Origin of the sequence: Clostridioides sp. ES-S-0005-03 (assembly GCF_020658455.1) — a bacterium.
GTDB lineage: Bacteria > Bacillota > Clostridia > Peptostreptococcales > Peptostreptococcaceae > Clostridioides.
The window spans coordinates 213,267-229,469 of sequence record NZ_JACVWI010000004.1 but is presented as its reverse complement, the minus strand read 5'-3'; the positions used below and the strand labels follow the sequence as shown (position 1 = coordinate 229,469).

Genomic DNA, 16,203 nt, shown 5'->3' with positions numbered 1-16,203 from the left:
TATTAAAAAGTGCATAGATAATATCTATTAGAAAAAACTCATTCTATTTGTTATAATTTTATAGAATGAGTTTTTTATTATAGAAAAAAGCTATTAATCAATATGGAGGTGTATTTGTATAAAAGAGGTAAAGTTAAAATTAGAGACGTTAAAAAAAATCGAAAAAAATAACAATGATTGTATAAATTGCAAAAAATGTTTTAAGGTATGTCCTATGATGAAAGAATTTGGAGACTCACCAAGAGAACTTATGATAGACATTTTGCAAAATAAATCAATAAATAAAAATATACCATATTCTTGCATGTTATGTGGAATATGCAAGGTAGAGTGTCCAAAAGATATAGATTTAAAAGAAATGTTTTTTGATGTAAGGAAAGAAATATTTCATAGAAATCAAAAAGAATTAAATGATATAGGATATAGAACAATAAAATTTCATCAAACTAATAGTTTCTCTTCATTATTCTCAAAAAAATTTATTAAAAAAAACACCAAAAAGATTTTTTTTCCAGGATGTAGCCTTTCTAGCTATAGTAGTGACTTAGTATTAGCAACATATAAATATTTAGAAAATCATATAGAAAATATATCCTTAGCTTTTGAATGTTGTGGCAAGCCAACTTTAGCTATGGGAGATACAAATAAATTTGATGAATATTATTCTAAAATAGATAAGCTATTTAGAGAAAATGATATAGACGAAGTAATCGTAACTTGTCCAAATTGTTTTAATACTATAAGAAATAATAGTGATATAAAAGTGACCTCAATATGGGAAGTGATAAAAGAATATGGACTTCCAGAAAATCTAAAAAATCATTATGATGATTTAAATCAGGAATTTTTATTACATGACCCATGCCCTATAAGAAATGAGCATAATATACATGAGTCAGTCAGATATATACTAGGTTTTATGGGAATAAAAATAATTGAATTTGAAAAAAATAGAGAAAACACAGAGTGTTGTGGCTCTGGAGGTATGGTAAGAGTTACTAATAATGAAGTTGCTATAAACCAGACCAAAAATAGAGCAAATAATGAAAAAACAGATTATGTAATCTCATACTGTCAATCTTGTTGTGAGTCTATGTTAATGGCAGATAAAAAAGTACTACATGTATTAGATTTAATTTTTGATGTTGATGTTATAAACAAAAATAAATTAACCCAGAAAAAAACATCATCTATTAAAAAATGGAGTACAAGGTATAAAGGAATAGAAGTAGCAAAGAAGATGAATATAGAAACTTAATAAATTCCCATAAAAAGTATATAAGCTAATGAAAGGAAATAATATGTTAGATACACATGCAAGAAAATATGTAGAGCCATTTATAATCAAAGGAGCAGAGTTCTTTTTAAAACTTAAATTAACTCCAAATAACGTGACAATAATAGCACTTATAGTTGGAACATCTACGTCTTTATTTATATATCTCGATATGAAAGTGCTAGCAATAATTACATTATGGGTTTCAGGATACCTAGATGCTGTAGATGGTGATATGGCGAGAAGTAGTAATAAAACATCCTTATTTGGAACATTAATGGATATTACTTTTGACAGAATAGTAGAAATAAGTATGATTTTAGTATTTGGCTTGAAGATGATTGATGTAAGGTTAAATCTAATGATTCTTTTAAGTAGTATTCTTATGTCAATGACTATATTTTTAACTGTTGGGGCCTTAACTGATAAAAAAGGTATGAAATCATTTTATTATCAAGCTGGTGTAGCTGAAAGGAGTGAGGGATTTATACTTTTTACTTTGATGATTTTATTTCAAAGTTATATTGGAACGATAGCAAATCTATTTTCTATAGTCGTTTTATTTACAGCAGTTCAAAGACTACTAGAAGCAAAAAAAATATTATAAATTAATTTTTGAGAGGGGAAAAAATGAAAAAGAGGATATTAACAATATTATTATGTTTAGGGCTTGTATTTGGATTGATAGGGTGTTCAAATAACGATAAAAAAGAAGAGCCTCAAAAAGATATATTAAAAAGTAGCAATGAAGAGATTTTAAAATCTGCAAAAGGTACAACAGTTAACTTTTATGGATATGGTGGAAATGAAGTAATGAATAAATGGTTTGATAGTTATGTAATTCCAAAGATGAAAGAAGACTATGACATAACTGTAAAAAGAGTAGGAATGGATATAGAAAACATTCTTAATAAACTATTGTCAGAAAAACAAGCTGGAAATGCTAAGGGTACTATAGATGTGGTTTGGATAAATGGAGAAAATTTCAAAACAGCAAAAGAGAATAAATTGCTATTTGGACCTTTTGTAGAGAAACTTTCTAATTATGAAAAGTATGTTGATTCATCTTCTGAAGATATTACTACAGATTTTGGAGTTAAGGTAGAGGGGATGGAAGCTCCTTGGGGTAAATCTCAATTTGCAGTTGTAACAGACATATCTAAGATTAATACAAAAATAACTGATGCAAAAACACTAAAAAAAGTAATTGTATCTAATCCTGGAAAATTTACCTATCCAGCCCCACCAGATTTTACAGGAAGTGCATTTGTTAGAAATATAATATATGATGTAGTAGGATATGATAAAGTAAAAAATTTACCAGAAGATGAAGCTAAAGTAAAACAAGTCATACAACCCGCTATGGAGTATCTTAAAGAAATAAAACCATACTTATGGAATAAAGGTAAAACTTATCCTGCGACATCTTCTCAGTTAGATAATATGTATTCAGATAATGAAACCTATTTTACAATGACTTATGCTCCCAATGTATTATTAGGAAGGATAGAAAGTGGAGAGTTTAGCAAATCTACAAAAGCAATAGAATTTGAAAAAGGAAATATAAGTAACACACATTTTGTTGCTATACCAGATAATTCTCAAAATAAAGAAGGTGCAATAGCGTTAATAGATTTTTTGATGAGTATAGATGCACAATCCTCTAAGACAGAAACTAAAAATTGGGGAGATACATCTGTTTTAGATATGAAGAAGATTCCAGGTGAAGATGTTAAGAAATTTAGTGAAACTATAGTATTAAAAAATTCAGTTCCAGAATTAAAAGCAGGAATAGTTCCAATAATAGAAAAAATATGGACTCAAGAGGTACTAGAAAGTGAAAAGTAAAATAATTAATGATAAAATAATTCCATATTTATTAATAGCACCTGTATCTATCATCCTGATACTTATAATGGGTGTAGGAATTATAAATTGCATCTCACAAAGTATAGGATTTTTTCCTCAGATTGGTCTTGAGCAAATTACATTAAATTATTATAGAGAAATTTTTAGAGATTCTAATTTTTTAGAATCTCTTATCTTTAGTTTGAAGATTTCTTTAGTGTCATCAATTTTGGCTATTATTATAGGTATACTTTTAGCATATACAATGTCTCAAAATAAATTTTCTAAAGTTAGATATATGATTCTAAATGTTCCACTAGTAGTTCCACATATAATAGCTGTATTATTGGTATTTATAATATTTTCTCAAACAGGTATAGTTTCAAGAGTATTTTATTTTTTCAATATAATAAAGGATTCATCTGAATTTATACCAATGGTTTCTGATAAAAATGGAATAGGGATAATTTTAGTTTATCTGTGGAAAGGAATACCATATATAACACTGATGGTTTATAATATATTGAAAAATATAAATGATAATCTACAACAAGTGTCTATAAATTTAGGTGCAAGTAAACTTCAAACGTTTAGATATATAGTGTTGCCGCTTGCTATGCCTACAATAATTTCTTCATTTATAATAATTTTTGCCTTTTCATTTGGTTCTTTTGAAGTACCTTTTTTAATAGGTGCATCAACTCCAAAAGCATTACCAGTTCAAGCATATCTGAGTTATTCTAGCTCAGATTTAATGCAAAGACCAATCTCAATGTGTATCAATGTTGTATTATCTGGAATAAGTTTTATACTATTAATAATTTATGATAGATTTTTTAATAAAATATCAAAATATAATGTATAGGAGTATCTATGAGTAAAAAATTTAATATAATTCTTAATATCATGTTTGTAGTTATTATAGCTCCTATAATATTATTGTCAATATGGGGAGTTGTAAATACATGGCCATTTCCAAATCTTTTACCTAAGGAATTTTCATTAAGAGGATTTAGATATATTTTGGATATAAATAATCTGAATATCATTTTGAGAAGTATTATAATATCAATAACTGTAGTATTAGTTACTATTTTATTAAGTATACCAGCATCTAAAGCGTTAGCACTATACGATTTTAAAGGAAAAAGGTTTTGTGAGTTACTGATATTGTCTCCAATTATAATTCCACTAATATCTGTTGCTATGGGCATACATATAGCATTTATTAGAATAGGTCTGGCCAATAATATTTTGGGAGTAATTATTATAAATATACTTCCATGTATACCATATTCAGTTCGAATAATAACAGATGTTTATAAATTAATAGGTGATAATTTAGAAATACAAGCGAAAGTACTTGGAGCAAGTAGATTTAATACATTTAGATATGTAACCTTCCCTTTGATTTTGCCAGGGATATTGGGTGCATCAAGTATGTCTTTCATAATATCCTTTAGTCAATATTTTTTGACTCTTCTTATAGGGGGAGGTAGTGTCATAACTTATCCAATGATTATGTTTCCATATATACAAAGTGGAGACAGGACAATCGCATCTTTGTATAGTATGCTCTTTTTAATAATAAGTTTATTTATCTTGATAATAATAGAATACAATGTAAAAAAGAACTATAAGCATATTCAAAATACAAGGCTATTTTAGTACGATTGGAGGTGTAATAATTGTCATCAGTTAAACTTATAAATTTATGTAAGAGTTTTAACAAAATCAAAGTTTTAAACAATATGAATTTAGATATAAAAGAAGGAGAAATAGTTTCTCTTTTAGGTCCATCAGGTTGTGGAAAAAGTACTACTCTAAAATTAATTGCTGGTATTTTACATCCTGATTGCGGAGATATACTTTTAAATAATGAATCAGTATTAGATATACCTATAGGAAAAAGAGATACTGTAATAGTTTTTCAAGATTATTTATTATTTCCACATATGACTTTATATGAAAATATAGAATTTGGTCTTAAAATGAAAAAAATAAATAAGAATATAAGAAAAAGTAAAGTAAACGAGCTTATAAATTTAGTTAAGTTAAAAGGATATGAAAATAAATATCCAAACGAACTCTCAGGAGGACAACAACAACGTGTTGCAATAGCAAGGTCTTTAGCAATAAATCCAAAGGTACTGTTATTAGATGAGCCATTTTCAAATTTAGATATTAATTTACGCAATGAAATGAGGGAATTTGTATTAGGATTACAAAAACATCTAAAGATAACAACGATATTAGTAACACATGACAAAGAAGAAGCGTTAATGATGAGTGATAGAATAGCAGTTATGTTAAATGGTGAGGTTAAACAATTCGACACACCTGATAATCTTTATGAAAATCCCAAAAGTAAAGAAGTTGCAAATATATTTGGAGAAAAAAATTATTTAATCGGAAATATAAGAAATGGAGAATTTGTAAATGATATAATTTCTATTAAATTAGATAAATATAAAAATATAAATATAGATAATGTAGAGTTAATGATACCAAAAGAAAGTATAATCCTAAAAACGATTGATAATGATGTAGGAAGACAAGGGTCTATATTAAAAAAAAGATATGCAGGAGATAAAGTTTACTATGATGTAGATATTGATGGAACGGTATTAAAAGCTAGTAGCAACAATAATTTATATGAAATAAATGAAAAGGTAGATGTGTTTATGGAACAAAGAAAAATTCTATTCTTTCCTGTTGAACTATAGAAAAAAACTATGGCTGTAAACAAGTAAATAAGTATCAAATATATTTTAATTTTGTTATAATGAATTCGAATACTATAATAAAATAAGATTTTATATCAAAAAAGGGAATATTTTTAATATTTGGAGGGTAATTTTATGAAATTTAGTAAAAGATTTAAAGTTTTAGCTATTGGTTTAACTTTAGTATTAACATTAGGGAGTGTAGTTGGTTGTGATTCTAAAGAATCAGAAAAACCAAAAGAATCTTCTCAAAGTCAAGATAAGGCTAGTTATAAAGAAGCCACAGGTGAAGAGGCTGTAAAAATGATGAAGAAAAATAAAGAATTATTGATATTAGATGTAAGAGGTGCAGAGGACTATGCTAAAGGTCATATTATAAATGGTATAAATATATCAGTAGATGATTTAGAAGATAAATTAAGTGCTTTAGAAGGATATAAGGATAAAACTATATTAGCGTATTGTAACTCAGGTAAAAAAAGTGCAAAAGCTGCTGAAATATTAGTAAAAAATGGATTTAAAGATGTTTATAATGTAGAAGGTGTGAAAGATTTTGATTATGAATTAGTTACATATAATGATATAACTGCGCCTGAAATGTTAAAGTTAATAAGCGAAAATAAAGATTCTATAGTAATAGATGCTAGAAAGTCAAAAGAATTTGAAACTGGACATTTAAAAGAAGCTATCAATATACCACTAGAAGACACAGAAAAGAAAATGGGAGAACTTGATAAAAATAAGGATATAATTTTATACTGTAGAACTGGAAATAGAAGTGGGCAAGCAGCTAAAATACTTTCAGAGAATGGATTTACAAAAGTATATAATTCAGTTGATGGTGTGGATGAATATGATTTTGATTTAGTTAAATAGATTTAAAATAATAAAAGATTGATTAGAAATCGGAGTACAAATTATGTCGAAGAAATTAAGAGAAGAAATAGAAGAAGGTTTTTGTGCTAATGTTAAATCAATTTCTACAGAAGATTTGAAAGAGAAAGTACAAGATGAATCTTGGGTTATAGTTGATACTCGTTTAAATGATGCATATAATGGCTGGAAATTAGATGGAGTAAAAAGAGGTGGACATATAAGAGGAGCAGTAGATTTTTCTGCGAATTGGTTATATGTAGACTCAGATAAAAAAGACAAAGTATTAGAACAAGCACTAAAAACAAAAGGTATTGATTTAGATAAAAATATAGTACTATATGATGCTAATGGAAAAGATGCTTTACTTGTAGCTACTTACTTATCTAAAAAAGGATATAAAAATCTATATAAATATGATATTAAACAATGGGCAAATAATGAAAATCTTCCAATGGAAAGATATAAAAATTATCAAATGATAGTACCTGCTTCCATAATAAAAGATATCTTGGATGGAAAAATTCCAGAGACATTTGAATATTCTAAGAATATAAAAATAATTGAAGCAAGTTGGGGAGAAGAAAAAGAATCTTATGCAAAAGGGCATATACCTACAAGTGTTCATATAAATACTGATATTATAGAACCTCCTCCAACATGGATGCTTACTAACAATGATAATTTGGCCAAATTTGCTTTAGACTATGGATTTACAAAAGATGATACTGTGATAGTTTCAAGTAGCGCATCTATGGCTTCTTATAGAATTGCTATTATATTACGATATATAGGAGTAAGAGATGTAAGAGTTTTGAATGGTGGAATAAACTCATGGTTATCAGAAGGATATGAGCTGGAGTTAACTAGTAATCCAAAAAGTTCATGTACTACTTTTGGGGAAAATATACCAGCTAATCCACAACTAATTGTTAGTATACCAGAATTAAAGCAAAAACTAAGAGATAAAAATAAATTTACATTAGTGGACAATCGTTCTTGGGATGAACATATAGGTAAAATATCTGGATATAGCTATTATGATAAAAAAGGTCGTATACCAGGAGCTTTATATGGTCATGCAGGTAGTGACAGTGTATCACTAGAAGAGTATCGTAATATAGATAACACAATGAGAAATCAATATGAAATATTGGCAATGTGGGATAAAGAAAATATAGATACTAATAAACAACTTGCATTTATGTGTGGAAGTGGATGGCGTGCTGCAGAGGTATTAACATATGCAAATGTTATGGGATTTGAAAATACTTCTCTCTATAGTGATGGATGGATGGGATGGAGTCTTGATGATTCAAATCCAATTGAAACAGGAGATTCAAAATAGAATTTTGTAAAAAATATAATATAATTGTTTAAAATGAAGGTATATTCAGTTTATTAAGTTGAATATACCTTTGTTATGTTTTAAAATATAAACATAGTTAGAATATGCTTATATGGATGTGCACTTATTTAAACATATTATTAGCAATATAGAATTATAAAATTATATATTATGAGGTGTGAAATATGATTAGTAAAGATGAAAAAGCAAGGTTAAAAGCGGATGGTATATTAGCCCAAAGCCAAGAAGGGTATTTCTCAATAAGAATATTGAGTAGAGCGGGAAACTTTACAGCAGAACAGCTTATCAACTTATCAAAGTTATCTGAAAAATATGGTAGAGGTTATTTAGGTGTTACTACTAGATTAGCTGTTGAAATACCATGGATAAAGTATGAAGATATAGATTTAATGAAGGAAGATTTAAAAGCTGTAGGGCTAAAGCATGGTGGTACGGGTAAAAAAGTAAGACCATTAGTCGCATGCAAAGGTACTGTATGTCAACATGGAATATATGATACACAAGAATTATGTGGAAAGTTACATGATTCATATTTTGGATATGATTTACCATCTAAAACTAAAATTACACTAGTTGGATGTCCAAATAACTGTGCAAAAGCAAATACTAATGATGTGGGTATAGTAGGTCAAGTATACGTAAAATTTAATGAAGATAAATGTAAAAATTGTGGATTGTGTACATCATCTTGTAGACAAAAATCAGTTTATATGGAAGATAAGAAATTAGTGTGGAATAAAGAAGAATGTGTAAATTGTGGAAAGTGTGCTCAAGCATGTCCATTTGGAGCTATGGAAGTTGATAAAAAAGGACTAGCTGTTTATCTTGGTGGTAGAATGGGAAGAGGCTATAGATTTGGAGATAGACTTAGTAATTTGTATACAGAGGATAATATAGAAGAATTAGTGCAAGATGTATTTTATACATATAAACAATTAGCAAGTCCAGGAGAAAGAATAAGTAAAGTATTAGAGAGAATTGGAATCGAAGAGTTTGAAAAACATTTATTTAATATAAAATTACAAAATGCATAAAAATACATATTGATAAAGTATATCTCTCTTAAATTTGTTAATAATTCTGTTATAGAGAAAAACAAATTTAAGGGGGATTTTTATTATGAAGATAATAAAATTAGTTGTAAGTTTTTTTATGTTAATGGCTATAGGCATGACAATATCTTATGCAGATGCAAATATAAATACTAGATATAATAAATTAATTAGTGCTCTTGAAACTTCAGAAGCCGATTTTAAATATTATAATATGAAAATTAATTCTGTTATAAATTACAATTTATCAAATAAAGAATTACATAATATTTTTCTAGAAATAATTAACAATCTAAAGTTAGATGAAAAAGGAATAAATTGGAACCAAAAAGGGTATGGCGATGAAATACAATTATATGCTACTATAAAAGATAGCGATAAAGAAATTTCTATAAAAGGAATAAATAAAAATAATAAAGAAAGCTACATAATAGTTGACATATTGGACAACAAAGTATATAAACATAAAGAGGATATTTATAGTAGTGTAGAAAATGTGTTAAATAAATATTCATCTCAAGTAGATGTATCTGCTTGTATTGTTGGAGAATACACAAAAAGGTTACAAAACCACAAATATGATGATATTTTACAAAAAATATTATATAATATGAGTGCTAAGCAAATAGATAAAGTGAAAGACGTAAACTTTTTATCTATAACAGCATATAGTAAAGTATTAAATGATGATGATTTAGAATATTTAGGGGAAAAAATCAATTTAAATATAGGAATTAAATATAATGAGGACGATGGAAAAACACTCATATATATTGCCACACCAATTATAAAATTAGATTATTAATTATGAGGAGATCAGAAAATATGGCTAAGATAATAGTAAAAAAGAGTAATCCACTTAAAGGTAGTGTTAAAATAGATGGCGCAAAAAACGCAGTTTTACCAATAATAGCAGCAACTTTATTAGCAAACGGGAAATCAACTTTAAATGGAGTTCCAAATTTAAGAGATGTTCATGTTATATCAGATTTATTAAGACATGTAGGAGCAGAAGTTGAATATAAAGAAAATACACTTACTGTTGACGCAAGTAATATAAGAACTTGTGAAGCTCCATATGAGCTTGTAAGAAAGATGAGAGCTTCTTTTTTGGTTATGGGACCATTACTTGCTAGATTTAATAGTACAAAAATTTCTATGCCAGGAGGATGTGCTATAGGAACGAGACCTATAGATTTACATTTAAAAGGATTTAAAGCTTTAGGTGCAAAAATAGAAATGGACCACGGTTTTGTTGAAGCCGCAACAGAAAAATTAGTAGGAAATAAATTGTATTTAGATTTCCCATCTGTTGGAGCTACTGAAAATATAATGATGGCAGCTTCTTTAGCAGAAGGAACTACAATAATAGAAAATGCAGCAGAAGAACCAGAAATAGTGGACTTAGCTAATTTCTTAAATGAAATGGGAGCAGATGTTAAAGGTGCAGGTACTAACACTATAAAGATAAAAGGTGTTAAGGAGCTAAAAGGAGCAGAACATAATGTAATTCCAGACAGAATAGAAGCAGCAACTTATATGGTTGCAGCAGCTATGACAAAAGGTGATATAACAGTTGAAAATGTTTTAATGGAGCATTTAAAGCCAGTTGTAGCTAAATTAAGAGAAGCTGGTTGTGAAATTACAGAGATGGACAATTCTGTTAGAGTAGTAGGTCCAAAGGTATTAAAGCCAATAGACATAAAGACTTTACCACATCCAGGGTTTCCTACAGATGTGCAAGCTCAATTTATGGCTATGCTTACTGTAGCTAATGGAACTGGTGTAGTTATAGAAACTGTTTTTGAAAATAGATTTATGCATGTTGCTGAATTCAATAGAATGGGTGCTAATATAAAAATAGATGGAAGAAGTGCGGTTGTTAATGGAGTAGATGAATTACACGGTGCAGCAGTAAATGCTACTGATTTAAGAGCAGGAGCAGCGCTTATTTTATGCGGTCTTATAGCAGAAGGAGAAACTCAAATAGGAGAAATATACCATATTCAAAGAGGTTATGTTGATATAGATAAAAAGATAACAGCATTAGGTGGTCAAATCAAAATAGTAGAAGATTAATAATTGGTTTAGATAAGTAAGTTATAAATTGATAGGGTTGTTCATATACTTAAATACAAGGTTTTAAAAGCTAAGGAGGAGAGTATATGAAGAACCCATTGGTTGTTTTGTTAGGATTTGTAACTTGCTCTGTGTTAGTCCCTTCATTGATAACTTTAGTTTCTTACAAAAATGTGGAGCTAACTGAAAAACCAGAGAAAGTAGTTTCCATAAACAAAACCATTAAAAAAAATGATATTAAAAATGAAGGTAAGAAAGAAGATAAAAAGGTAGTAAACTATGAAACTGTAGACAAGAAAACACCAGTTATAAATGTCTATAATCACATGTCAGGTAAAGTTGAAAAAATGGACATGGAAAACTATTTATGTGGAGTACTAGCTGGTGAGATGTCCTCGGATTTTGATATAGAGGCCTTAAAAGCCCAAGCTGTAGCAGCTAGAACGTATGTAGTATATAAGCAAGAACATGGGAAATCAAGTAAACATAAAAATGCAGTGGTATGTACTGATTATAAACACTGTCAAGAATACAAGAGTTATGCGACTCTTAAAAAGTTGAATGGTGAAGAATGGATTAAAAATAAGTATTCTAAAATTAAAAACGCAGTTAAAGGCACTAAGGGGCAGATAATAACTTACAATGATAAGGCTATACTTCCTCTTTATTTCTCTACTTCATCAGGGAAAACAGAGAATAGTGAAGAGGTATTTTCATCAAAATATCCTTATTTAAAATCTGTAGAAAGCCCATATGATAAGTATTCTCCCAAATTTGCATCAACACTTAAAATAAGCAACACAGATTTTGTTAAGAGCCTTAGAAAGTCTTATAGTAGCATTGTGATAGATGTAAATAATTTGAGTAAACAAGTTGCAATAACTGAAAGAAGCGATGCTGGAACTGTAGAAAAAATAAAATTAGGAAACAAAGAAGTCACAGGAAAAGATGTGAGGACTGTTTTTAACTTAAATTCTGCAAACTTTGATATAAAATTTGGAGAAGGATACATAGATTTTGTAGTAAAAGGATATGGTCATGGAGTTGGTATGAGCCAATGGGGAGCTGAAGGTATGGCAGAAGAAGGCTATAAATACTATGATATATTATCACATTACTATACTGATACAAAAATAAAAGATATATACTAATAATTGTATAAAATACCAAAAACACGTCAATAATCCAAATGTAGAAATATATTTGGAGGTGCGAAATGAAGAAAAAACTGTTAGAAAAAGATGGTTTTTATTTATCTTTATTTGTATGTGTTTGTTTATTAGCAGTAGGTGGAGTTTGGTTTACAAATAATAATGTAGATAAATTAGCTTCTAATAAAGGCATGATAGAAAAATCTAATAAAGATAGTGAAGAGGAAATACATTTAATTGAAAAAGATAAGAAAGATGCTATCCCTACTGCGACAGATTCAAAACAAAACTTAGAAAAAGCTAAGGCAAAAGAAGAAAATAAGTCAAGTACAACAAAATTAAATTACATTGGTGATAAGATAATAAGAGAATATTCAGAAAAAGAACCTAGTTATTCTAAAACATTGGATGTTTGGGAAACTCATAAAGGTATAGATGTTAGTTGTACTAAAGGTAAAGAAATAAAATCTCTATTAAACGGAATGGTAGTAGATGTATTTGATGATGAAGAATATGGAAAATCAGTAAAAATAAAAAGCGACAATAATACTGTAGTAGTATATTCAAATCTAGATGAAAATGTTAGTGTTAAGAAGAATCAGAAAGTAACAGAAGGACAATCATTAGGGACTGTAGGAAGTACTTCTCAGATAGAAAGTGAAGAGGGTATACATGTGCATTTAGAAGCATATAATGGAGAAAAATCTATAGACCCAATGAGTCTAATTAAGTAAAAGTATAACAAGTTTAATCATATTTGGTTAAGCTTGTTATATTTTTTGGTGTTTTTACATATATATCATTAAAGCTATTATGTGAGGGGGGTAATCTTTGAGATCTCATATAGAGGAAAGAGCCATAGTGGTAGCAAAATATATACTTGAAAAAAACACTACAGTAAGACAAACAGCCAAGACATTTGGAGTAAGTAAGAGTACAATTCACAAGGATGTTACAGAAAGATTAAAGGAAATAAATCCATCCCTTGCCAAAGAAGTTAAAAGTGTGCTAGACAAAAATAAATCAGAGAGACATATTAGAGGGGGATTAGCAACGAAATTAAAGTATGAGAAGGAACATAAAAAAATGTAGGTTAAAAACCTACTTTTTTTATTACATTAAATTATTGTAAGAAATATATTATATAATTATAAATAGCAAAAGAATAATACTCTCAAAACATTTATTTTCTCTTGATTAAAGCGAGATTTTTGTATATGCTTTATTATAGGAGTATTAATAAATAGGCTTATAATATAATCTAATATATAAATGAAGGAGTTGAAAAAATGGCTGGAGCTGATATAGGCATAGATTTAGGTACTGCAAATGTACTTGTTTATGTTAGTGGTAAGGGAATCGTTTTAGAAGAACCATCTGTTGTTGCAATAGACAACAGAACAGATTCTGTTTTAGCTGTAGGAGAAGAGGCTAAAAAAATGATAGGAAGAACACCAGGAAATATAGTTGCAATAAGACCTTTAAGAGATGGTGTAATTTCAGATTATGATGTAACTGAGAAGATGTTAAAATCTTTTATAGATAAGATAGTTGATAAAAAGGGATTTGGAAGATTTTTCATGCCTAGAATTATGGTATGTGTGCCAACAGGTGTTACAGAAGTAGAAAAGAGAGCAGTAGAGGATGCTACTAGACAAGCTGGGGCTAGAGAAGTGTATATCATAGAAGAGCCAATAGCAGCAGCTATAGGAGCTGGTGTAGACATATCACAACCTAATGGTAATATGATTATAGATATTGGTGGAGGAACTGTAGATATAGCCGTAATATCACTAGGGGGAGCAGTTGTAAGTGAATCTATAAAAGTTGGCGGAGACCGATTTGATGATGCTATAGTTAAGTACATGAAAAAACAACATAATCTTCTTATTGGAGAAAGAACCGCAGAAAAAATTAAGTTTGAAATTGGTTCTGCATTTAAGAGAGAAGAAGAAAAGTATATGAAAATAACAGGAAGAAATCTAATTACAGGTCTTCCTAGTTCTATAACTATAAACTCAGCAGAAATGTTAGAAGCCCTTAGAGAATGTGTTGAACAAATAGTTGTTGCAACTCATGCTGTTTTAGAAAAAACACCACCTGAATTAGCAGCAGACATAGGTGATGTTGGTATAATAATGACTGGCGGAGGCTCATTATTATATGGATTAGATAAGATAATAGAACAGAGAACAGGAATAACTGTTACAATAGCAGATGAACCACTATCTTGTGTTGCGAAAGGAACAGGGATTGCTTTGGGCTCAATAGATTTACTTGAAACAGGTGGGTCTTTCAAAAGAAAATAATTAGGAGAGTTTAAAATGTTAAATATAGATGAAATAAAAGAACTAATACCACATAGATATCCATTTTTATTAGTGGACAAGATTACAGAGTTAGAAGTTGGAAAAAGAGCTGTTGGTATAAAAAATGTAACAGTTAATGAACCATTTTTTCAAGGTCATTTTCCAAATTACCCATTGATGCCAGGAGTGCTGATAGTAGAAGCTCTAGCACAAGTGTGTGGAGTAGCAATGATGTCTTTGGAAGAAAATAAAGGGAAATTAGGTGTATTTGCTGGTATTGATAAAGTTAGAATCAAGAGAGAAGTAAGACCAGGAGATACATTGACTATGGAAATTGAAATGACAACGCTTAGAAGAAATATAGCAAAAGCAGATGCTAAAGCTTATGTTGGTGAAGAACTTGTCTGTAAAGGTGAGTTAATGTTTGCTCTAGTAGAGAAATAAAATTTTTAAGAATGAAAAGCATTAAAACAGAAGAATAAATATCAAAATAAAAAGGTAGATAATTTGGAGTATTTATTAAATTAAATACTCTATAGTATCTACCTTTTTAATACAAAAAATTTTATCAGTTACCTTATATAAGATTTAAGTAGATACCAATAGTGCTAAGGCTATTGTTTCAGCTAAGTCTAGTATAAAGCTAAGACGTATATTATTAAATGAAAGTCTGTTATTTTCATCAATTTTATCTACAATTCCTACTATAGAATAATTTCCTATTTGAGGTAGTTTTTTTCCCACACCTTTTCCGGGCAGGATAGGTCCTTCTCTAATCTGTATATTGCCTATGTTACTCTGTGACCCCAAGCAAGCATCTATAGCCAAGAAGTTACCTTGCATATGTGTATTTTTTATAGTATCTAAAGACTCATATATATTTAAGGCGTGAATAGGGTTATCTAGTGTACCGTAAACGGGGTATTTAAATTTACTGTTTTTAAGTATTGTTCCAACTAAAGGGCCTAAAGTATCACCTATAGCCCTGTCTGTTCCTATGCAAACAACAATCGTATTTTCATTAATTATGGTTTTGAGAACTGAACTTAGCATCTGTATAACATCATCATCGCTGTAATTTACTTTAGCTAAATACAATAGGAACACCCCCTTCAAAAAAATATATGAATAAAAAACACTAAAAAGACCTAACTTTAAATTTCAGATAGAGATAATATTTTATTTGTCTCACAAAAAAAGTAATGGCAAAAATATGACTAAAAATCTTGACAAAATTTTAAAAAAATAGTAAGCTAATAAAGTAAAATAAAACTTAAATCTTGATTACCTTATCAAGAGCGGCTGAGGGATAGGCCCTGTGAAGCCCAGCAACCACCCAAATGGGAAAAGGTGCTAATTCCTACAAGACAAAAGTCTTGAAAGATGAGGTCAGTTAATTAGTATGCGATTACGATTATTAACCTCTTCTTATAAGGAGAGGTTTTTTATTTTGAGTAAAATTTCTAAGAATTGAAGATAAGGTAAAACCTATAATAAAAATTAAGAATGAATAAGGAGGA

The 16,203-nt window shown here is 28.8% G+C and carries 17 protein-coding genes and 1 riboswitch; of the genes, 16 read left to right on the top strand and 1 reads right to left on the bottom strand.

All coding sequences use genetic code 11. From position 1 onward, the window contains the following. Positions 1 to 100: 100 nt before the first annotated feature. The 16 genes from IC218_RS16180 (at position 101) to fabZ (ending at position 15,127) form a co-directional block, all read left to right on the top strand. Positions 101 to 1,258, top strand: coding sequence for a (Fe-S)-binding protein (locus IC218_RS16180; protein ID WP_413927334.1), 1,158 nt, complete (start codon positions 101 to 103; stop codon positions 1,256 to 1,258). Between the two features lie 43 nt (positions 1,259 to 1,301). Then, a complete protein-coding gene (locus IC218_RS16175) occupies positions 1,302 to 1,883 on the top strand; it encodes a CDP-alcohol phosphatidyltransferase family protein (protein WP_227824885.1) in 582 nt (193 codons plus the stop codon). 23 nt (positions 1,884 to 1,906) lie between these two features. Further along, positions 1,907 to 3,124, top strand: a complete 1,218-nt coding sequence (locus tag IC218_RS16170; protein ID WP_227824884.1) for an ABC transporter substrate-binding protein — start codon at positions 1,907 to 1,909, stop codon at positions 3,122 to 3,124. Beyond that, entirely contained in the window at positions 3,114 to 3,989 is an 876-nt protein-coding gene (locus IC218_RS16165) for an ABC transporter permease subunit (protein ID WP_227824883.1), read from the top strand. The genes IC218_RS16170 and IC218_RS16165 overlap by 11 nt, the downstream gene beginning before the upstream one ends. Before the next feature lie 8 nt (positions 3,990 to 3,997). Then, positions 3,998 to 4,792, top strand: coding sequence for an ABC transporter permease (locus IC218_RS16160; protein WP_227483567.1), 795 nt, complete (start codon positions 3,998 to 4,000; stop codon positions 4,790 to 4,792). A 20-nt stretch (positions 4,793 to 4,812) separates the two neighbouring features. Further along, positions 4,813 to 5,850: an ABC transporter ATP-binding protein gene (locus IC218_RS16155; protein ID WP_227434537.1), complete on the top strand. Its 1,038-nt coding sequence runs from the start codon at positions 4,813 to 4,815 to the stop codon at positions 5,848 to 5,850. 135 nt (positions 5,851 to 5,985) lie between these two features. Then, on the top strand, positions 5,986 to 6,726 hold the full coding sequence (locus IC218_RS16150) for a rhodanese-like domain-containing protein (RefSeq protein WP_227434538.1): 741 nt from the start codon (positions 5,986 to 5,988) through the stop codon (positions 6,724 to 6,726). Between the two features lie 43 nt (positions 6,727 to 6,769). Next, positions 6,770 to 8,071 (top strand): rhodanese-like domain-containing protein, encoded by a 1,302-nt coding sequence (locus IC218_RS16145; RefSeq protein WP_227824882.1) that lies wholly within the window; start codon positions 6,770 to 6,772, stop codon positions 8,069 to 8,071. Between the two features lie 185 nt (positions 8,072 to 8,256). Then, entirely contained in the window at positions 8,257 to 9,126 is an 870-nt protein-coding gene (locus IC218_RS16140; RefSeq protein ID WP_227824881.1) for a 4Fe-4S binding protein, read from the top strand. Positions 9,127 to 9,211: 85 nt separating this feature from the next. Then, positions 9,212 to 9,949 carry a YwmB family TATA-box binding protein gene (locus tag IC218_RS16135; RefSeq protein ID WP_227434541.1) on the top strand — a complete coding sequence of 246 codons (738 nt, stop codon included), beginning with the start codon at positions 9,212 to 9,214 and terminating at the stop codon, positions 9,947 to 9,949. 20 nt (positions 9,950 to 9,969) lie between these two features. Then, positions 9,970 to 11,223 carry a UDP-N-acetylglucosamine 1-carboxyvinyltransferase gene (gene murA / locus IC218_RS16130; RefSeq protein WP_227434542.1) on the top strand — a complete coding sequence of 418 codons (1,254 nt, stop codon included), beginning with the start codon at positions 9,970 to 9,972 and terminating at the stop codon, positions 11,221 to 11,223. 86 nt (positions 11,224 to 11,309) lie between these two features. Continuing rightward, positions 11,310 to 12,374 (top strand): stage II sporulation protein D, encoded by a 1,065-nt coding sequence (spoIID, locus tag IC218_RS16125; RefSeq protein ID WP_227434543.1) that lies wholly within the window; start codon positions 11,310 to 11,312, stop codon positions 12,372 to 12,374. A gap of 65 nt (positions 12,375 to 12,439) precedes the next feature. Then, positions 12,440 to 13,108 carry a M23 family metallopeptidase gene (locus IC218_RS16120; RefSeq protein WP_227434544.1) on the top strand — a complete coding sequence of 223 codons (669 nt, stop codon included), beginning with the start codon at positions 12,440 to 12,442 and terminating at the stop codon, positions 13,106 to 13,108. Positions 13,109 to 13,205: 97 nt separating this feature from the next. Continuing rightward, entirely contained in the window at positions 13,206 to 13,466 is a 261-nt protein-coding gene (gene spoIIID / locus IC218_RS16115) for a sporulation transcriptional regulator SpoIIID (protein WP_044212029.1), read from the top strand. A 197-nt stretch (positions 13,467 to 13,663) separates the two neighbouring features. Then, positions 13,664 to 14,683: a rod shape-determining protein gene (locus IC218_RS16110; protein ID WP_227434545.1), complete on the top strand. Its 1,020-nt coding sequence runs from the start codon at positions 13,664 to 13,666 to the stop codon at positions 14,681 to 14,683. 15 nt (positions 14,684 to 14,698) lie between these two features. Further along, positions 14,699 to 15,127, top strand: coding sequence for a 3-hydroxyacyl-ACP dehydratase FabZ (fabZ, locus tag IC218_RS16105; RefSeq protein ID WP_227434546.1), 429 nt, complete (start codon positions 14,699 to 14,701; stop codon positions 15,125 to 15,127). A gap of 144 nt (positions 15,128 to 15,271) precedes the next feature. Here fabZ and yyaC read toward each other — a convergent pair whose 3' ends face one another. Continuing rightward, the gene (gene yyaC, locus IC218_RS16100; RefSeq protein ID WP_021382545.1) at positions 15,272 to 15,781 is read right to left on the bottom strand and encodes a spore protease YyaC; all 510 of its coding nucleotides are present in this window, start codon (positions 15,779 to 15,781) and stop codon (positions 15,272 to 15,274) included. A 188-nt stretch (positions 15,782 to 15,969) separates the two neighbouring features. Further along, positions 15,970 to 16,073: riboswitch (SAM riboswitch) on the top strand. The last annotated feature ends 130 nt before the right edge of the window (positions 16,074 to 16,203 follow it).